We start from the raw sequence: 18,477 nt of genomic DNA on the forward strand, positions 1-18,477 counted from the left end.
TCCGGGGGCACAGGCGCGTATGCCTCAACGGGCCCCAGGCATGGTGGTGTTACCTCCGATAGCGGGACCCGACCCGTCACCGGACGATCGCCGCCGGGCCCCGCGGGGCGGTGAGTCTTCGCACGCGGCCCAACCCTGCCAGGGGCCCTCGCGGCACGGCGGAAACCAGCCCGGCCCAGGCCGTCCCGTCGGTATCACCGCGCCGCGCCGTCACGGCGAACAGTAGGCAACGGGCCGAACGGAATACTCCTCAGTGGCAGAGCTGTTGTGGAAGCTGACTGTCCAGCTGTCGTCGGGATTCGAGCTCGTGCTCCTGTCGCAGATGGCACATAGTGTCCGTCGTGCGGGACCGCCCAGACGGCAACGGCACTTGGCCCGCAATCCGGTTGCCTCCCGGCACAGGCCGGCGGGGAGGCAATCGACAACACGAGCCAGAGTCACTGGCAAGGTCAGTGGGCACGGCCTGACTTGCCACCCACAGCCCGAACCGATCCGACGCCCTATCCGAGGAAGCTCAACCGCACCTGCCGGTCGGCGTTGTCCCTGTTGGTGTCCGCCAAACTCCGTTAGGGCGACCCAGGTTAAGCGAGGTACTCGCACAGCCAGAGCCGAGGCCACGGGCACACCGCTGAGCCGGGTGCTGTTGCTCGGGTCACAGCAGGTCGAGCCGTAGCCCCCCACGCATACACACCCACAGCGCCCAGCCCATCCGGTCATCCTGGTTCGGCCTTCGGACACAGCCTCCGGTAGGCGGGCCCCTCAGGGACGTGAGCGCGCCACTGGTCGGCGGTGAAGGCTCCGTTTGCCCACTTGCACAGCGAGTGCACCGGATCCACCGTCGCGTCGACATCCCAGAGCCGTACCGTGTTGTCTTCGCTCCAGCTGGCAATCGTCTTGCCGTCAGGGCGGAAGACCGCGCCGGTGACAGCAGCGCCGTGCCCTTCGAGCGGCTCGCCGATCTGTCGCCGGGAAGCGACGTCCCAGAGCCTGACCGTCCCATCCATACTGCCGGTGACCATTGTTTTCCCATCGCGACTGAACGCGACCGAGAGCACACCGCTCCGATGGCCGGTCAGCGGCTCGCCGTTCTCCTTCCGCGTGGCCACGCTCCATAGCCGGACGGTGTTGTCGCGGCTTGCGGTTGCCAACAGGGAGCTGTCCGGGCTGAAGGCGATACTTCTGATTTCGGCGGTGTGGCCGGAGCGCGACCCGCCGATTCGGCGCCGCGTGGCGGCATCCCAGAACACCACTGTGTTGCCCTCCCTCATAGTGGCGAACAGACGGCCGTCAAGGCTGAACTCGGGCACTCCCATGTCCTTGAGTGGTCTGCCGACCTGACGCTGTGTCGCCGGATCCCAGGTACGCAGGGAGGTCACCGGATTCCATGTATGCAGGGAGTCCGTGCCGGAACTGACGAGGGTCTTGCCATTGGGACTGAAGGCCAGGTCGAGGATGTCGCCGCTGTGGCCTCGCATCGACTTGCCGATCTGGCGGCGCGTTCTGACGTCCCAGAGTTTCACCCGGGGCCTTGTGCTGCCCGAGACCATGGCCAGCATGGTGCTGTCGGGGCTGAAGGCGATCGCAGGTCCCAGGCCCAGCTCACCCTTCTCCAAGGGGTCGCCGACCGGGCGACGTTCAGCCATGTCCCAGAATCGAAGTCCGGTTTCAGAGCCGGCCGCAGCCAAGGTACGGCCGTCGGGACTGAGCACAATGGAATCGGCACTCCCGGTATTGATCGACGGTCCGATCTGCCGTTGCGCGCGGACATCCCACAGCCGAACTGTGGTGTCTTCGCTCGCACTTGCGAGAGTGGAACCCTCCGGGCTGAAGTCCACGGCGCTGACCGTACTCGTATGGCCGGTGAAAGGCCCTCCCACCCTGACGCGCCGAGAGACGTCCCAGAGGTGCACGCTGCCATCCGCGTAGGAGGCGGCGAACATCGCACCATCGGGGCTCAATTCCACCGAATCGACCCGCCCTGCCTCGACAGTAGACGGCTTTCCGACGAGTCTTCCCACGGACGTGGTCCAGATCCGCACGCTGCCGTCGGAACCGGCGGAGGCGATGGTTTTGCCGTCTCGACTGAAAGAGACCGATGAGACGCTGATGTTCGCTGGTCCCAGTGCTTTGCCGAGCGGCGCATGAGAGTTGGCGTCCCAGAGCTGCAGCCCGTTATCGCTTCCGGTGGCGAAGGACTTGCCGTCGGGGCTGAAGGCCACTGTGGTGACAGAGTTGGTTCGCCCTCCGAGTAGTTTGCCGATCTGGCGATGTGTCTCCAGGTCGTATATCCGTACGGCAGCCCCGGAACCGTTCTCGCCACCGGTGACGAGAGTCCTTCCATCAGGACTGAAGGCAACCGAATAGACCATCCCGGAACGGGGACGGAACGCGTCACCGATCTGATCGCGGTCGGCGATGTTCCAGATCCGGACGGTTCCGTCGAAACTCGAGCTGGCCAGGGTCTTGCCGTCCGACGCGAAAACCACCGACGTGACGCCCCTGTTGTGTCCGACGAACGAGTCCCCGATCTTCCGCTGAGTGGCCGCGTCCCAGAGGCGCACGATGCCGTCGCCGCTGCCGGAGGCGATCGTCTTGCCGTCCGGGCTGAAGGCCACCGATCCGACGGGCCAGGAATGCCCGAGCAACCCGGTCTGCGGGTTGACGGCAGCATTGAGAACTGCGAGACGCGATTCGGGAGTTGGATCGATCCGCCAGGCCGCCAACGCTTTCAACCGAGCGGCGAAGGGGTCACGGGTCGCAAGGAAGGAGCTCTGACTGATCAATTGCTGCGCGACGGCATGGTCACGCTGGCGGGTGGCCTCGGCGCGTTGGACCAGCGCAATCACTGACACCGTGCTGGTGATCAGGAGGAGCAGACCCAATATGGCCGCGACGAATCTGGCCGTTCGCAGGTTGCGCCTCGTGTCGCGCATGCCTTCCGACTTGAGGTCGTCCTCGGGAAGGCCCCGTACGACGGACGCGATACCGAGCGCGACACTGTCGATATCCGGCAGCGGATCCGTGCCGTTGTCGGGGCTGTGCAGGTCTACGGTTTTCCAGACCGGTTGCTGCTCGAACTTACCTGCCAAGCGGGCGGGGAGCGCTGTCGAGAGTTCCGCATTCCAGTCACCCCGCTGTTCGTCCCACACCAACTGTCCGTCAGACACAACAAGCAAGATGGTGTCGACCGACTTATGTTTCAGCCACCACTCGATTTCCCGGTCGACCCATGTCGATTCTTTCGAATCTGGCGACGCCATGACCACGAGCCATTCAGAGCGGGCAAGGCCGGCCTCGATCTTTCCCCAGAGCCGTGGACCGATCGATACTCCGCTGTCGTCGAGGAAAACTCTGATGCGGGGTGGCCTGTACCAGGGGCGGGACTGCTTCTCGATGGCCCGTTGCAGGTGCGGCAGCCATTGCCGGTCACGATCCCCACTATAAGAGAGGAAGGCGCCGTACCCGAGTTCGGTCCTTATCCGCCTGCACCGGGCTACGCGCGACCGCAACCAATTGAGCGCCGGGCCGGGAATCCGAAGCCGAAGAAACAACCACTTCGGCTTCATGCGGCTGGCAGGTATTCGTGGCCGTTCCAGTGCAGGGTGACGCTTCTAATAGCACCCTCGGCGCAGCTGGGGTTGCAGGAATTTTCGGACTTGACTATCGCGTAACGCCCGTCTTTTCCGGGGCCAACAAGGCGAGCGTCGTAATAGGCAAGCTTCCCTCCGCTGTAGAAGCTGTCCGGACTCGACCAGCCGATGTCCTCGAACCCGCCCACGTCGGGCACGAGAACCAGCACCCCGTTGTAGCGGCCCGGGTTGTAGATCACGAAGGTGTTTTTGGTGGCGTCGGACGCGGGGGCAGCGAAACGCAACTCTTTTTCGTAGATGTCCACGCCGATGGATTCCAGCACCTGACCGCTTCCCGCGACGGCCGCGATACATCCGACGGGAGTGCGGGAGTCGTCCCGCCTGACGAGAAATACGCGGACCGCTCCGAGCTTGGGATGCTTGATGTCTCTATGATCGAGCACCTCACCTGGGCATTTCGCGGAATCAGGCGGACTGGACGGGAACGAAACGGGTGATGGAGTTGCTTGCGCAGAGCGGGGCGCCCCACTCGAACCGTCGGTACAGCCGGCGGCGAATAGCATCACGAGAGCTGAGGCCAGCACCGCAGTGCGAGACTTGAGTGGGCCGAATATGCGGTCTGGAAGCTGCCTACGTAACCCCTGGAAAGGGCTAGCAGGCATGAAGTTCCCCCCTGTGTCCGAATGGTCAATCGACTGGACAGCAACGAGGGATTCTACCCAGTTGGATGTGCAGTACGGGGAAACTTCCATGAGATTCGGCCACCCGCGAACTCATCACCGCGTACCCCTCGGCGGCAAGGCACCCCACGTCCGTACCTTCCAGGAATCGGCCCGGCTCCCCGGTGGACAGGGGCTGACTGGCCAGGCCGTACAGCAGGTCGTTGATCATTCGGGCGGCTGGGCCGTCTACTCCATTCCCTGCTGTGGCGCTACTTTCTTCTCAACTGGACTAGGCACGCGTGCGAACAACGGGGGCGAACGGGCAGATGAGCGGACAGTTAGGCCGTCGCAGTGCTGGAGGGCAACGTCGTTGGAGGATCAGTGGCGGCCTGATCGCCCGGCTCGTCGCGGCGACGGCCGTCGGCTCGCTCGCGGGTCTGGGAGTCTTCAGTCTCACGCAGGTGACCAGCCGCACCCTGTTCGTAGTCACGGGCGGTGTCGTGGGCGCCGTGACCGTCCTCGCGGTGCGGTGGTACCGGCGGCTCGCTCAACTCACCGAAGTGAAGGTCACGATCCCGCAGTTGAGCGAGCTCACATTCACCGTCAACAACGACTCCCGTCAGGTCGCCTGGCGCATGTTCGTCGAGACGGTGACCCGGGTCTCGACGCAGCCACTCGCCAGCGACGAGGGCGTTCTCCGGGAGGCGCTCACGTCGATCTACGGACTTTTCTCCACCGCGCGGGAGACGCTGAAGGCCGCCCGCCCCTCCGCCCCGGTCCCGGGCGAGCAGACGGTCGAATACCTCGCGATCACCATGCTGAACCGGGAGTTGAGGCCGTTCCTGTCCCAATGGCACCCACGGCTGCGGGAGTTCGAAAGGGCACACCCCGAAAGCCCGGAATCCGACTGGCCGGACAACGCCGCCTGCCGGGCCGAACTCCAGCGGGTGCAGCACGCCATCCACGACTACGCGATCGGATTCGCCCGCCTCGCCGGGGTCCGTGAACCCGAGCCCCTCGTGGTACATGTTCCCCTCCCCCGGGCCTCCGACGACAGACCCGAGGGGAGCCCGACCCCTGCGGCCGGAAACGGTCCGGCTGCGCGGTGACTGTCCCGGGGACAGGGACGGGGACGGGGAGGTGGGACGGTGAGTAGCAAGCGCAGTGGGGACGTCGACCACGAGGGCGAGGAAAGCGGCTACGACGCGTTCATCTCGTACAGCCATGTCTGGGACAGAGAAGTCGCGAAGGCCTTCCAGGACGCGCTGCAGAGCTTCGATCGCCCCTGGTACCGACCGAGGAGCCTCAAGCTGTTCCGGGACGAGACCAATCTCGCGGCAAGTCCCCACCTCTGGCAGGAGATCGAGGAAGGGCCTGTCCCACTCCCGGTGGCTGGTGGTGATGGCGAGCCCGTCGGCCGCCGCATCCCCGTGGGTACGGCGGGAGATCCGCTGGTGGCTCGCCCACCGGTCGGCCGAGACGCTGCTCATCGGCTGGACCGACGGCACGCTGGTCTGGGACTCGGACAGGGCGACGTTCGACTGGTCGCGGACGGACGCCCTGCCGCAGGAGGAGATGGACCAGGCATTCGACGCGGAACCCCGCTGGGTCGACCTGCGTTGGCTGCGCGGTCCGGAGCAAGCCAGTGCGGCTGACCCGCGCCTGGTCGAATGCGTCGCGGAATTCGTGGCGCCTTTGACGGGCAAGTCCAAGGACGAGTTGATCGGCGACCACGTACGGCTGCGCCGCCAGACGCGCCGTCTGGTGCAGGCGACAGTCTCGTTACTCACCGTGTTGCTGCTCCTCGCCATAGCCGGCGGCGTCACCGCGTACATCCAGCGCAACAGCGCACGCGCCCAGACCCTGGTCGCGCAGTCCCGTCAACTAGTGGCCGAGGCAGCGTCGATCAGAGACAGCCAACCCGACCTGGCACGCCAGTTGATGGTTCAGGCCTACCGGCTTGCGCCTACTGCCGAGGCAGTAGGCGCGCTTGTCGAGAGCCAGGCCATTCCCCGGGTGATCCGCGGTCGCGGTCCCGTCCGCGCGGCCGCGTACAGCAGCCGAGGGCTGCTGGCAATGGCCGACGGCACCGGCATCCGGCTCCTCGCCCCCGCGCGCGGGACACAGCCACTCTTCACGAAGTCCATCGAACGCCCAGTGACCGCAGTCGCGTTCAGTCCCGACGGCCGACTCCTTGCGCTCGGCGAGACCACAGGCAGAGTACGGCTGCTGGACGTGACGGACGGCAACACCCCCAGAACCTTGGGGGCGACGCCGGCGGTGGCCGGTCGCAAGGAGGTTCTTGTCCTCGCTCTTACCTCCGGGGGGCGGCTGTTCGTCATGACAGGGAAGGCCGGCGCAGTCCTCGACGTCTCGGATCCCGCTCGACCGAGGCCCCTCGATCGCCTGCCGGACTATCCGGTGGCAGTGAGCCCGAAGGGCGATCTGCTGGTCTCCGAGGAAAGAAGCAAGAAAGGCGAGTACCGGGGACGCCTGCAGCTGTGGACCATGCCGAACTCGGCTCGTCCGCGCCTGGTCACCACGGTCGCCTCAGCACCGCAGGTCGACCTCTCCGAAGCTCGACAACGTGCGCGGTTGAGCCCGAACGGCCACCTGCTCGCTGTCGCCGGCGACGACAGCCAGGTGCGGCTGTGGGATGTGGCAGACCCCGCCCGTCCGGTCGCAAGACCGAAGCTGTCCGGGCAAAGCCGCTTCGGTTTCCAGTCCGTAGCCTTCTCCCCCGACGAGAGCACCCTGGCGGCCGGGGACAGCGACGGCACCGTCGCCCTCTGGGATGTGTCCGACCCCGTACGCCCCCGATCCGGCGCCCGGCTGAGCAACCGCCCGACGACGGTCGGCGGTCTCTCCTTCAGCCCGGACGGGCAGACCCTGGCCTCGGTGGGCGTCGACGACGGCTTCGGCGTCACCAGTGACACGACCCTGCGGCTGTGGGCCGTGTCGGGGAGCGAGCGGACCTCCACGTCCACGACGCTGCCGACCGAGGGCATCTATCCGCCGGCCTTCGATCCGGACAGCCGCCTGCTGGCCGCGGGCGGTGAACCCACCACCGTGTGGCAGATCGGCGACGCCGGAGCGCCGCGTCGACTGGCAACGGTGGAGACGGTCGACCACGGGGGCCAGGCCACGGCCTTCAGGCACGGACGGACGCACGCTGTTCTCGGGAATGCCCCTGACAGCCTGGGACATGACCGACCCGGCGAACCCGCGTGACCTCACGCTCGCGGAGGCCCGCAAGGCCGGTGCGAGCAGGCTCGCCGTCAATCCCGTCCTTCCGTTGGTGGCCGCACGCGGTGCCCCCGGCGAATCGGTGCACGTATGGAACATCGGCGACAGGGCTCACCCCACCCTGCTCGGCACACTCGGCGACGCCGGTGCCGGTGCGGATCGCCAGGATCTGGCTTTCAGTCCGGACGGTGCGCTGCTGGCCGCGCCGGACGGGAATGCGGTACGCCTCTGGTGGGTCAGCCGGAACTCCCCGCCCAGGCCTGCGGGAGACCTGCCCAGGACGAAGGGGCGGGTGACGGCCCTTGCCTTCGGGCCGAAGGGCCGCACCCTGTTCGTCGGGGACGAGACCGGGACGATCAGCATCTGGGACGTAACGTGTCCCGGACAGCCGGATAGGCAGGGGGCCTCGGCCCGCCACACCGACGACATCACCGGGCTCGCCGTCCACCCCGACGGCGAACTCGCGGCCACCGGCGGTCTGGACGGCCGTATCCGCCTGTGGGACGTGCGGGATCAGACCCGTCCTGTCGAGGTGACCGCACTCAGCGACGGCAACCTCTACCCCGGCGCGAACGTGGGCTTCAGCCCGGACGGCCGCACGCTCGCGGTCAGCGGCACCACAGGCATGCGTCTGTGGACCGTGGACCCCACCGCCATCCTGCAGTGGCTGTGCGCGGAATCTCCGCCCATCACCCGCGAGCAGTGGGCGCAGTACCTTCCCGACCGGCCCTACGACCCGCCCTGCGCCTGACCTCGATACGGAGGAAACCGTGGCAATCTCCCAGCGCACCGGCTCGTTCACCGCGTTCTCGGCCTTCCTCGCGATCCTGCTGATGACCGGCGCCTGCGACGCACCGGCTCCGGGCCCCCGGGTCGAACCGTCGGCCGGTGGGTCCGAGGATCCGGGCCGTGGCCCCTCGTCCCCCTCCCCCACCGCCGCGTCGCCGGATGCGCCCCAGGTCGTCGGACCGGCGCCACGGGACTTGCACGACGTGGACTGGGCCGAGGTCCCCGTCCCGGGCGACTTCTGCGGAGTTCCGGGGCTCGTCCGATGGAACGCCGACGGCCAAGCCGTGGCCACGTCCCGGACCTGGGGCACAGTGCGTCTGATCCTCGGCCGCGAGGTCCAATACGGCGACACCGACGGCGACCAGCACGACGAGGCCGTCGTCTACGTCGGCTGCGACGACAACGGGGCCACACAGAACACCCAACTCGTGGCCAGTTACGTGGTGTTCGACCGGGTCGGAGACAACCTGGCTGCCATCGGCACGATCACTCCACAACAGAAGTCCGCCTCGTACACCACGGCCCTCGTACGAGCGGATTTCGAGCCAGGCCGGATCATCGTGCACGAGAAGTGGTACCGCCCCAACGACTCCCACTGCTGCCCCAGCGGTGACGCCACCACCTTCTGGAGCCGCGAGGGCAACCACTTGACACCGGGAGCGCCCCGCATCACCTCATGACAGGTTGTCTGCGATATCGAGTTGGACGAGCCGTCAACAGGTACACCACCAAGCCAAAGTCGATCACGCGCAGTGGCCCAGGAAGGCACGCCGCCGGTAGAGCGAGCAGCCCACAGCATTCACACGGGACTCCACACGCACGACCCTTCTCGCCTGGCGCGATTCGGTGGGCGCCCCAGACCTCAACATCAAGTTCGTGGAACGCCACGCTGTCGAGTTGACCAGACTCACTGAACGCATCAACACATTCACAGCGGCAGCACGGACGGCCCTGGGCGATGAAGAGGCGCCCCAGGCAGCCGTTGGCCGATGACCTCTAGTGCCCTGTCTGAGGCTCAAGGCCCCAACACTGGGCGTGCTGCCGACTGCGGGTGGCCACCCGCATCGCAGGGCGGGACGGCCACCAACTACGCCCAGGAGTTCCCGTAGGAGGTGCCGGCTGAGACAAAGGGCCGCCCGAAACCCGTTTGGTACGGCCGCACTTCCGACCTGCAGTCGACGCCCTCGTCACCCGAGGAACGACAACCGAACCTGCCGGTCGGCGTTGTCCCTGTTGGTGTCCACCAGGCACACCGACTGCCAAGTCCCCAGCTCCAACCGCCCGTTGACCACCGGAAGCGTCGCGTGGGGTGGGACCAGGGCCGGGAGGACGTGGTCGCGGCCGTGGCCCGGGGAGCCGTGGGCGTGTTGCCAGCGGTTGTCGGCGGGGAGGAGGGTGTGGAGGGCGGCGAGGAGGTCGTCGTCGCTGCCCGCGCCCGTCTCGATGACCGCGATGCCCGCGGTGGCGTGCGGCACGAAGATGTTCAGGAGCCCGTCGCGGCCGGCCGCAGCCTCGCCGAGAAAGCGTTCGCAGTCGCGGGTCAGGTCGACGACTCGTTCCGCGGGACCGGTCGTGACGTTCAGGACGTACGTGGTGAAGGAATCGGACATGGGGTCATCGTCGCGCAACCGGCGGCCGAGTGCCCGGTGGCGGCACCGTGGCGGCCACCTGTCGGGCGCGTACGTCCGTAGTACGAGACGCCGTTGACCGTACGTGGATCATCTCGCTACGTTCAGCGGCATGTTGCGTTCAGCCCTGCTCACCACGCGCGGTCACATCGACCTGCTGCGGGTGGCTTCCGCCGCCTGTCGTCGCGGCTGCTGACGCCTTTTCGTCACGCACTTCATTCTCTGTTTCACGCCTTCGCGCGCGTTTCTTTCGTGCCGGTCCGTCGGCGTTCCTTCTGAGCCCTCAGGGTCCTGAGCTCTGAGCCCTGAGGGCTCAGCTCTGGGCTCTGAGCTCTGAGCTCTGGGCTCTCGTTTCGGCCTGCCCAGTGTTCCCGTACGCCCGTGCCGGCTCAGTCTTCCGTTCCCTTCCCCGGAGCACCTCCATGAGCATCAGTCATGCCCCGCCGCCGAATGAAATTGCGGATATAGGCGGAACCTCCCCCTCAACCGCACCCCCACAGCCGCTCCCAGCACCCCTCCTCGAACCCCTCCCCTCCACCAGCACCACCCGCCACCGTGCCCGTGTTCCCCGTTGGCTGCGTCGGTTGTCCGGACCTCTGCTGCTGCTCCTCGCGTGGCAACTCGCCAGTGCCAGTGGGGTGTTGACGGCGGATGTGCTCGCCTCGCCCGGGACCATCGCCCGGGTCGGGCGGGATCTGATCGCCGACGGGTCGCTCACCTCCGCGATGGGGGTGTCGCTGCAGCGGGTCGCGCTCGGGGTGTTGCTCGGGGCCGTCGTCGGGACCGTACTCGCCTTGCTCTCCGGGCTTTTCCGGGCCGGGGAGGATCTTGTCGACGCGAGCGTGCAGATGCTGCGGACCGTGCCGTTCGTCGGGCTGATCCCGCTGTTCATCATCTGGTTCGGCATCGGCGAGGCGCCCAAGGTCGCGATCATCACGCTCGGTGTGACGTTCCCGCTGTATCTGAACGTGTACGCCGGGATCCGGGGCGTCGACGCGCAGTTGATCGAGGCCGGGCAGTCGCTCGGGCTTTCCCGTTGGGGGCTCGTGCGGCATGTCGTGCTGCCGGGGGCGCTGCCCGGGGCCATGACCGGGCTGCGGTTCTCGCTCGGCGTGGCGTGGCTGGCCCTTGTCTTCGCCGAGCAGGTCAACGCCGACTCCGGCATCGGCTTCCTGATGGTGCAGGCGCGGGACTTCCTGCGTACCGACGTGATCGTCGTCTGCCTGATCGTCTACGCGTTCCTCGGCCTGTTCGCCGACTTCGTCGTCCGTACCCTCGAAAGGCTGTTGCTGCAATGGCGACCGACGTTCACCGGGCAGTGAGCCCCGACCGAGCCGGGCAAGAAGAACCGGCCGCCGTACGCGTCCAGGGCCTGTCCCGTACGTTCGACGGGCGGCGGGTCGTCGACGGGCTCGAACTCACCGTGCGGTCAGGGGAGTTCGTGGCCCTGCTCGGGCGGAGCGGATGCGGGAAGTCGACCCTCCTGAAGATCCTCACCGGCCTCGACCGCGAGATCGAGGGCGCCGTCCTCGTACCGCGCCGCAAAGCCACCGCGTTCCAGGCGCCGCGGCTCATGCCCTGGAAGAAGGTCTGGCGGAACGTGCTCCTCGGGCTGCCGGGAAAACCCGAACGCGCCGTGGCGGAACGGGCGTTGGCCGAGGTCGGGCTCGACCACCGCGTCGACGCCTGGCCGAAGACGCTGTCCGGCGGCGAGGCGCAGCGGGCCTCCCTCGCGCGTGCCCTCGTACGCGAGCCCGATCTGCTGCTGCTCGACGAGCCGTTCGGGGCGCTCGACGCGCTCACCCGTATCAAGGCGCAGCGGCTGGTGGGCGAGCTGTGGCAGCAACGCGGCTGCGCGGTGCTGCTCGTCACGCATGACGTCGAGGAGGCCGTGCTGCTCGCCGACCGGGTGCTCGTCATGGACGACGGGGTGATCGCCCACGAGACGGAGATCGACCTGCCCCGGCCGCGCGACATCGCCGACCCCGGCTTCGCCGAGCTGCGCACCCACCTCCTCGACCACCTCGGCGTCGAGGCCCCGACCCCGGCCCCGGCCCCCGCGCACGCGCACGCCTCCGCTTCCGCCTCCGCCTGACGTCCCCCGCCTCTAGAACCTCGTACGCCTCAAGAACGGAACGAACCCATGTCACGACCCGCACGCCGCGCCCTCCTGCCCGCCGCTCTGCTCCTCCCCCTCTCGCTCCTCCTCTCCGGCTGCTCCGGGGCCTCCACCGCCGCCACCTCTGCGGGCGGTACGAGCGGGGGCGCCGTCGACGGAAAGGGTTCGCTGACGCTCAACGTCGGTGACCAGAAAGGGGGTTCGCGGGCTGTGCTCGCCGCCGCCGGGGAGTTGAAGGGCCTCGACTACAAGATCAAGTGGTCCACGTTCAGCTCGGGCCCACCGTTGCTCGAAGCGGTCAACGCGCAGGCCGTCGACCTCGGCGCCGTCGGCAACACCCCGCCGGTGTTCGCCGCCGGCGCCGGGTCGAAGATCACCGTGGTGGCTGCGACGCACGGCACCGCGTACGGGGAGACCGTGCTCGTGCCCAACGGTTCGCCCCTGAAGCGGCCCGAGCAGCTGAAGGGCAAGGCGGTCGCCGTCGCCCAAGGGAGTTCGGCGCACTTCCAGTTGGTGGCGTCGCTGAAGAAGGTCGGCCTGACGCTCGACGACGTGCAGGTGAAGTACCTGCAGCCGGCCGACGCGCTCGCCGCGTTCACCGGCGGCAAGGTGGACGCCTGGGCGGTGTGGGACCCGTACACCTCGCAGGTGCTCGAAGCGAAGCAGGGGCGGGTCCTCACCAACGGCCAGGGGGTGGTGAACGGGCTCAACTTCCAGGTGGCCGCGCCCCGTTCACTGAAGGACAAGAAGAAGACCCGGGCGATCGACGACTATCTGGAGCGGCTGCGGCGCGCCCAGGACTGGGTGTTCGAGCACCCCGAGGCGTGGGCAAAGGTGTGGGCGAAGGACACCGGACTGCCGTACGAGGTGGCGCTCGCCGCCGTGAAGCGGACCAACGGCACCCGGGTGCCGGTCGCCGTCGACGAGAACGTGGTGACGTCCGAGCAGGAGATCGTCGACACCTTCGCGAAGCTCAAGCTGATTCCGCGGCGCGTCACGTTCAAGGACTTCGTCGACGAGCGTTTCAACGGCGAACTGCCGCCCTCCACCACCCCCGCGCGCAGCTACAAGAACCAGGAAAAGGACTCCAAGTGACCGTTCACCTGCACTGGTTCCTGCCGACCGGCGGGGACGGACGGACCCTCGTCTACCGGCACGCCTACACCGACGGCGGCATCAAACGCGAGCGGATCACCCCCGTGAGCGGGGTGCGCGCGCCGGACATCGAGTATCTGGCGCAGATCGCGAAGGCGGCCGAACAGCTCGGTTTCGAGGCCGTGTTGACGCCCACCGGCACGTGGTGCGAGGACGCGTGGCTGACGACGGTCGCGCTCGCGCAGCACACCGAGCGGCTGAAGTTCCTGGTGGCGTTCCGCCCCGGGGTGATCTCGCCGGTGCTCGCCGCGCAGATGGCGGCCACCTACCAGCGGATCACGCGCGGACGGCTGCTCCTGAACGTGGTGACGGGCGGCGACTCGACCGAGCAGCGGCGCTTCGGCGACCACCTGGACCACGACCGGCGGTACGCGCGCACGGAAGAGTTCCTGTCCGTGGTGCGCGGGGTGTGGCAGGGGCGGCCCTTCGACTTCGCCGGGGAGCACTTCCAGGTGGAGGGCGGGCTCACCGCACTGCCGCCGGACCCGCTGCCGGAGATCTTCTTCGGGGGTTCGTCCGCTGCCGCGGGGCCGGTCGCCGCACGTCACAGCGATGTGTATCTGACCTGGGGCGAACCGCCGGCCGCGGTCAAGGAGAAGATCGACTGGATCCGCGGCCTCGCGGAGGCGGAGGGGCGCACGGTCCGCTTCGGCATCCGCCTGCACAGCATCTCCCGCGACTCCTCCGCCGAGGCGTGGCGTACGGCGAACCGGCTCCTGGACGACCTGGATCCGGAGACGGTCGCGGCGGCCCAACAGGCCCTGGGCAGAAGCGAGTCGGTGGGCCAGCAGCGGATGCTGGCGCTGCACGGCGGCTCGCGGGACGAGCTGGAGATCGCGCCGAACCTGTGGGCGGGCGTGGGCCTGGTGCGCGGCGGCGCGGGCACCGCACTCGTCGGCAGCCACGCCGAGGTGGCCGACCGGATCGAGGAGTACCACTCCCTCGGCGTGGACCACTTCGTCCTCTCGGGCTATCCGCATCTGGAGGAGGCGTACTGGTTCGGCGAGGGCGTCATCTCCGAGCTCGCCGGGCGCGGCCTGCTGCCGCGCGTGCCCGCGTCGCCGCTGCTCGGAGTGCCCGCGGCGAACGGGCGGCCCGCCTCGGCTCCCGGCGGCGCGCCGCTTCTGGTGGCGGGCGGGCGCTGAGGGTGTGCGGTCGGGGCGGGCCACCGAGCGCTTCCCGTTTCCGGGAAGATTCCCGCCCCCTCCCGAGTTAGTAGAAGCGTGAACGATTTCGAGGTACGCGGAGCGACGGACGCGGTACGGAACGTGCAGGTCGTAGTGGTGGGCGCGGGGCAGGCCGGACTGTCCGCCGCCCACCATCTGCGGCGCAACGGATTCGAGCCCGACCGTGACTTCGTCGTCCTCGACCACGCCCCGCGCCCGGGTGGCGCCTGGCAGTTCCGCTGGCCGAGCCTGACGTACGGCCGCGTCCACGGCATGCACGCCCTGCCCGGCATGGAGCTGACCGGCGCCGACCCGAGCCGGCCGTCGTCCGAGGTGATCGGCGAGTACTTCACGGCCTACGAGGAGACCTTCGACCTGCGCGTGCACCGCCCCGTCGATGTGCACGCGGTCCGGGAGGGCGAGGACGGGCTGCTCCTCGTGGAGAGCTCGGAGGGCACATTCGCGACGCGGGCACTGATCAATGCGACCGGCACCTGGGACCGGCCGTTCTGGCCGCGCTACCCGGGACAGGAACTGTTCCGCGGCCGGCAGCTGCACACCGCGCAGTACCCGGGTCCGCAGGAGTTCGCCGGGCAGCGTGTGATCGTCGTGGGCGGCGGCACCTCCGCCGTACAGCATCTGCTGGAGATCGCGCCGCTCGCGGCGGACACGACGTGGGTGACGCGGCGCGAACCGGTGTTCCGCGACGGCGAGTTCGGCGAGGACCAGGGGCGGGCCGCGGTGGCGCTCGTGGAGGAGCGGGTCCGCGAAGGGCTGCCGCCGCGCAGCGTGGTCTCGGTGACGGGCCTCCCCCTGAACGAGGCGGTACGCAGGGGCCGGGCCGACGGAACCCTGGACCGCCTTCCGATGTTCGACCGGATCACCGCGGACGGGGTGGCCTGGGACGACGGGCGCGAGGTGGCGGCCGACGTGATCCTCTGGGCGACCGGGTTCCGCCCGGTCATCGACCACCTGGCGCCGCTACGGCTGCGCGAGCCGGGCGGCGGCATCCGCCTCGAAGGGACGCGCGCGGCCCGCGACCCCCGGGTGCATCTGGTCGGGTACGGCCCCTCCGCCAGCACGATCGGCGCGAACCGCGCAGGGCGGGCGGCTGTGCGGGAGATCCGGCAACTCCTGGATGGGGAGCGGGAGTTGCGGGTCGCTGCCCGCTGAACCACCGCCCCTGTCCTGCGCCCTGTTCAGCCGGCGGCGTTCGCGTTCGTCTTCGGCGCCTGCTCGCGCTCCTTCGGCTGCTGCGCGCCCTCGGACTGGCGGTCGCGGTTGAACTCCCGGTTGAACTCCTCGACGTTGCTGCGGTGTTGCTGGTAGTCGACCGTGAACCGGGTGTCGCCGGGCTTCACCGTGACGAAGTACAGCCAGTCACCTTCCGTCGGCGCGAGCGCCGCTTCGAGCGCCTCCTGCCCGGGGTTGGCGATGGGTGTCGGCGGCAGCCCGGTCTTCTCGTACGTGTTGTACGGGCTCTTGAGCTTCGTGTCCGCGTTCTTCGTGTCGAGGGTGGAGCGGTTCAGGGCGTAGTTGAGGGTGGAGTCCATCTGCAGAGGCATGCCGCGGTCGAGCCTGTTGTAGACGACGCGGGCGACCTTGGCCATGTCCTTCTTGGTGTCGGCCTCGGCCTGGACGATGCTCGCGATCGTGACCAGCTGATAGACGGAGACGGCGTTGCGGTCGGCGCCCGCCGTGACGCTGCCTGCGCCGAACTTCTTGTTGGCCGTGTCCACCATGTAGGCGAGCACCGACTTCGGGGTGGACTTCCCGCCGATCGGATACGTGGCGGGGAAGAGGTAGCCCTCAGGATTGCCACCGGACTCCCCCGGCAGCTTCAGGCCCGAGGATCCGGCGACCTTCTTCGTGGTGCCCTTCTCCACGCCGAGGGCCTTGTCCACCGCCTCGTAGACCTGGCCGGCACGCCAGCCCTCGGGGACGAGCAGGGTGTCCGGGCGGTCGTCGCCGCGGTTCAGGAGCAGGGGCACCGCCACAGCCGTGCCGATCACGAGGGCGCCTGTCACAAGGAGCGCGACCCGGCCACGGCGGGTCAGCCGGATCTTGCCCTGGCGCGGAGTCTTGTTCACCATGTCGGCACGGTACCCCGAGAGTTATGACAATCTGGGCATATCTGACATATCTTCAGCCCGGAGTCCACCCGTGCGCGGGTGTTGGCGCGAGGCCTCCACTCGGGCTCCGCTCGGGCTCCTCCTCGGACTTCCCCCGGTCCCCCCTCAACGTCGCCGCCGACTCGTGGTGGGAGGCGGGCGGCTCGATTCTGGCGTCCTTTCGGACCAGGGCCGCGTACCGGCCGTTCTCCTCCATCAGCGCCTCGTGCGTGCCGCGTTCGGCTATGCAGCCGGAGTCGAGCACGAGGATCTGCTCTGCGGAGCGGACCGTGGAGAGCCGGTGGGCGATGGTGATGCTGGTGCGGTTGGCGGAGAGGGCGTCGATCGCCTGCTGCACCGCGTGTTCGGTCCGGGTGTCGAGGGCGCTGGTGGCCTCGTCGAGGATGAGCACCGGTGGGTCGCGCAGGATCGTGCGGGCGATGGCGAGGCGCTGCTTCTCGCCTCCGGAGAACCGGTGGCCGCGCTCGCCCACGACCGTGTCGTACCCCTCGGGCAGCGAGGCGATGTGGTCGTGGATCTGGGCCGCGCGGGCCGCCTCGTGCAGCTCCTCGTCGGTGGCGTCGGGCTTCGCGAAGCGCAGGTTGTCGGCGACGGAGGCGTGGAAGAGGTACGTCTCCTGGGAGACGACGCCGACCGCGCGGGCGAGGGTGTCGAAGTCGAGGTCGCGCACGTCGACCCCGTCGAGGGTGACGCGGCCGCCGGTCACGTCGTACAGGCGCGGCACGAGGTGGCTGAGCGTCGACTTGCCGGAGCCGGTGGGACCGACGACGGCGAGGCTGCCGCCGGCGGGGAGGGTCAGGTCGACGCCGTCGAGCACGGGCGCACGGACGGAACCGCCTGCCGTTCCTTCATCTCCTTCGGCGCCATCGGCGTCGTACCGGAACTGCACGTTCTCGAACCGGACTTCACCCTTGACCGTGTCGAGACGGACGGGCTCGGCGGGCTCCTCGATATCCACGGGCAGGTCGAGGTACTCGAAGATGCGCTGGAACAGGGCGAGGGAGGTCTGGATCTGCACGCCGGTGGAGAGCAGGCTCACCGTCGGCCGGAAGAGGCCCTGTTGGAGCGAGACGAACGCGACGAGCGTGCCGAGGGAGATCGACGGGCCGCCGAAGTGCAGCGCCAGGCCCGCTGCCCAGTAGATGACGGCGGGCATCGCGGCCATGACGATGCCGATCACGGACATCCGCCAGCGGCCCGCCATGCTGGAGCGGACCTCCAGGTCGATGAGGCGCTCGGACTCGGTGGCGAAGTTGCGCGTGAGGGAGTCGCCGCGGCCCATCGTGCGGCCGAGCAGAATTCCGCTGACGGAGAGCGACTCGGTGACCGTGGCGGCCATCGCGGCCATCTGCTTCTGCCGCTGCGTGGCGATCTTCTTGCGCTCGCGGCCGACGCGGCGGCTTATCCACACGAACAGGGGTAGCAGGGCGAGCGAGACGACCGTCAGACGCCAGTCGAGGGCGAGCATCGCGACGACCGTCGCGACGACGCTGGTGAGGTTGGAGACCAGGGAGGTCGCGGTCGAGGTCACCGTCGCCTGCATGCCGCCGATGTCGTTGGCGATGCGGGACTGGACCTCGCCCGTGCGGGTCCTGGTGAAGAAGGCGAGCGACATGCGCTGCAGGCGGCCGTAGACCGCCGTACGCAGATCGTGCATGACGCGCTGGCCGACCGTCGTGGAGATCAGCGTCTGCAGCACGCCGAAGACGCTGGTGACGACCGCGCTGAGGATCATGCCGAGCGCGAGCAGGCTGAGCAGCCCCGTACGCCCCTCGGGGATCGCCGTGTCCAGGATCTCCTTGAGCAGGAACGGCGTCGCGACGGAGACGAGCGAGGATGCGGCGACGAGCAGCCCGACGAGGGCGAGCCGGCCGCGATACGGACGGAAGAGCCGCAGGATGCGGCGGAGCTGGCGGGGCTGGTCGGGATCGGGGGGTGGTGGCGTCCAGCCGGAGTCTTCGGGGCGCATGAGCCTCCTGAGATCGAGTCC

The 18,477-nt window shown here is 68.6% G+C and carries 15 protein-coding genes; 10 read left to right on the plus strand and 5 right to left on the minus strand.

Annotation, left to right across the window (positions count from 1 at the left end):
• Positions 1-713 precede the first annotated feature (713 nt).
• Both QIS96_RS09710 and QIS96_RS09715 read right to left on the minus strand, forming a co-directional pair.
• The gene (locus QIS96_RS09710) at positions 714-3,566 is read right to left on the minus strand and encodes a toll/interleukin-1 receptor domain-containing protein (RefSeq protein ID WP_282542051.1); all 2,853 of its coding nucleotides are present in this window, start codon (positions 3,564-3,566) and stop codon (positions 714-716) included.
• Entirely contained in the window at positions 3,563-3,913 is a 351-nt protein-coding gene (locus QIS96_RS09715; RefSeq protein WP_282542052.1) for a hypothetical protein, read from the minus strand. Before QIS96_RS09715 ends, QIS96_RS09710 begins: the two co-directional genes overlap by 4 nt.
• An 800-nt stretch (positions 3,914-4,713) precedes the next feature.
• Here QIS96_RS09715 and QIS96_RS09720 point away from each other — a divergent pair.
• From QIS96_RS09720 to QIS96_RS09735, 4 genes are all read left to right on the plus strand, one after another.
• Positions 4,714-5,361, plus strand: a complete 648-nt coding sequence (locus QIS96_RS09720; RefSeq protein ID WP_282542053.1) for a hypothetical protein — start codon at positions 4,714-4,716, stop codon at positions 5,359-5,361.
• A 292-nt stretch (positions 5,362-5,653) separates the two neighbouring features.
• Positions 5,654-7,483, plus strand: coding sequence for a WD40 repeat domain-containing protein (locus QIS96_RS09725; RefSeq protein WP_282542054.1), 1,830 nt, complete (start codon positions 5,654-5,656; stop codon positions 7,481-7,483).
• On the plus strand, positions 7,458-8,249 hold the full coding sequence (locus QIS96_RS09730) for a WD40 repeat domain-containing protein (RefSeq protein WP_282542055.1): 792 nt from the start codon (positions 7,458-7,460) through the stop codon (positions 8,247-8,249). The genes QIS96_RS09725 and QIS96_RS09730 overlap by 26 nt, the downstream gene beginning before the upstream one ends.
• Positions 8,250-8,268: 19 nt before the next feature.
• A complete protein-coding gene (locus QIS96_RS09735; RefSeq protein ID WP_282542056.1) occupies positions 8,269-8,967 on the plus strand; it encodes a hypothetical protein in 699 nt (232 codons plus the stop codon).
• Positions 8,968-9,474: 507 nt separating this feature from the next.
• Here the strand turns inward: QIS96_RS09735 and QIS96_RS09740 are convergent.
• A complete protein-coding gene (locus tag QIS96_RS09740; RefSeq protein ID WP_282542057.1) occupies positions 9,475-9,897 on the minus strand; it encodes a secondary thiamine-phosphate synthase enzyme YjbQ in 423 nt (140 codons plus the stop codon).
• A gap of 130 nt (positions 9,898-10,027) precedes the next feature.
• On the opposite strand from QIS96_RS09740, the gene QIS96_RS37825 reads away from it, so the two are divergent.
• From QIS96_RS37825 to QIS96_RS09765, 6 genes are all read left to right on the plus strand, one after another.
• Positions 10,028-10,111, plus strand: coding sequence for a putative leader peptide (locus QIS96_RS37825; protein WP_349817350.1), 84 nt, complete (start codon positions 10,028-10,030; stop codon positions 10,109-10,111).
• Positions 10,112-10,337: 226 nt separating this feature from the next.
• The gene (locus QIS96_RS09745) at positions 10,338-11,237 is read left to right on the plus strand and encodes an ABC transporter permease (RefSeq protein ID WP_282542058.1); all 900 of its coding nucleotides are present in this window, start codon (positions 10,338-10,340) and stop codon (positions 11,235-11,237) included.
• Positions 11,210-12,010 carry an ABC transporter ATP-binding protein gene (locus QIS96_RS09750; protein WP_282542059.1) on the plus strand — a complete coding sequence of 267 codons (801 nt, stop codon included), beginning with the start codon at positions 11,210-11,212 and terminating at the stop codon, positions 12,008-12,010. Before QIS96_RS09745 ends, QIS96_RS09750 begins: the two co-directional genes overlap by 28 nt.
• 48 nt (positions 12,011-12,058) lie before the next feature.
• Entirely contained in the window at positions 12,059-13,129 is a 1,071-nt protein-coding gene (locus tag QIS96_RS09755; RefSeq protein WP_282542060.1) for an ABC transporter substrate-binding protein, read from the plus strand.
• Positions 13,126-14,334: an LLM class flavin-dependent oxidoreductase gene (locus QIS96_RS09760; protein ID WP_282542061.1), complete on the plus strand. Its 1,209-nt coding sequence runs from the start codon at positions 13,126-13,128 to the stop codon at positions 14,332-14,334. Before QIS96_RS09755 ends, QIS96_RS09760 begins: the two co-directional genes overlap by 4 nt.
• Positions 14,335-14,412: 78 nt before the next feature.
• Positions 14,413-15,528 carry an NAD(P)-binding domain-containing protein gene (locus QIS96_RS09765; RefSeq protein WP_282542062.1) on the plus strand — a complete coding sequence of 372 codons (1,116 nt, stop codon included), beginning with the start codon at positions 14,413-14,415 and terminating at the stop codon, positions 15,526-15,528.
• A gap of 26 nt (positions 15,529-15,554) precedes the next feature.
• On the opposite strand, the gene mltG is transcribed toward QIS96_RS09765, so the two are convergent.
• Both mltG and QIS96_RS09775 read right to left on the minus strand, forming a co-directional pair.
• The gene (gene mltG / locus QIS96_RS09770; RefSeq protein WP_282542063.1) at positions 15,555-16,448 is read right to left on the minus strand and encodes an endolytic transglycosylase MltG; all 894 of its coding nucleotides are present in this window, start codon (positions 16,446-16,448) and stop codon (positions 15,555-15,557) included.
• A 52-nt stretch (positions 16,449-16,500) separates the two neighbouring features.
• Positions 16,501-18,456 (minus strand): ABC transporter ATP-binding protein, encoded by a 1,956-nt coding sequence (locus QIS96_RS09775; protein ID WP_282542064.1) that lies wholly within the window; start codon positions 18,454-18,456, stop codon positions 16,501-16,503.
• Between the last annotated feature and the right edge of the window lie 21 nt (positions 18,457-18,477).

This window comes from Streptomyces cavernicola (assembly GCF_029968035.1).
In the GTDB taxonomy this organism is placed as follows: Bacteria; Actinomycetota; Actinomycetes; order Streptomycetales; family Streptomycetaceae; genus Streptomyces; species Streptomyces cavernicola.

What these genes read in the sequence shown, in the direction of transcription:
- QIS96_RS09710 (WP_282542051.1), bottom strand. Translation starts at nt 3,566, where the DNA reads ATGAAGCCGAAGTGGTTGTTTCTTCGGCTTCGGATTCCCGGCCCGGCG.
- QIS96_RS09725 (WP_282542054.1), top strand. Translation starts at nt 5,654, where the DNA reads ATGGCGAGCCCGTCGGCCGCCGCATCCCCGTGGGTACGGCGGGAGATC.
- QIS96_RS09730 (WP_282542055.1), top strand. Translation starts at nt 7,458, where the DNA reads ATGACCGACCCGGCGAACCCGCGTGACCTCACGCTCGCGGAGGCCCGC.
- QIS96_RS09740 (WP_282542057.1), bottom strand. Translation starts at nt 9,897, where the DNA reads ATGTCCGATTCCTTCACCACGTACGTCCTGAACGTCACGACCGGTCCC.
- QIS96_RS37825 (WP_349817350.1), top strand. Translation starts at nt 10,028, where the DNA reads ATGTTGCGTTCAGCCCTGCTCACCACGCGCGGTCACATCGACCTGCTG.
- QIS96_RS09745 (WP_282542058.1), top strand. Translation starts at nt 10,338, where the DNA reads ATGAGCATCAGTCATGCCCCGCCGCCGAATGAAATTGCGGATATAGGC.
- QIS96_RS09750 (WP_282542059.1), top strand. Translation starts at nt 11,210, where the DNA reads ATGGCGACCGACGTTCACCGGGCAGTGAGCCCCGACCGAGCCGGGCAA.
- QIS96_RS09755 (WP_282542060.1), top strand. Translation starts at nt 12,059, where the DNA reads ATGTCACGACCCGCACGCCGCGCCCTCCTGCCCGCCGCTCTGCTCCTC.
- mltG (WP_282542063.1), bottom strand. Translation starts at nt 16,448, where the DNA reads ATGGTGAACAAGACTCCGCGCCAGGGCAAGATCCGGCTGACCCGCCGT.
- QIS96_RS09775 (WP_282542064.1), bottom strand. Translation starts at nt 18,456, where the DNA reads ATGCGCCCCGAAGACTCCGGCTGGACGCCACCACCCCCCGATCCCGAC.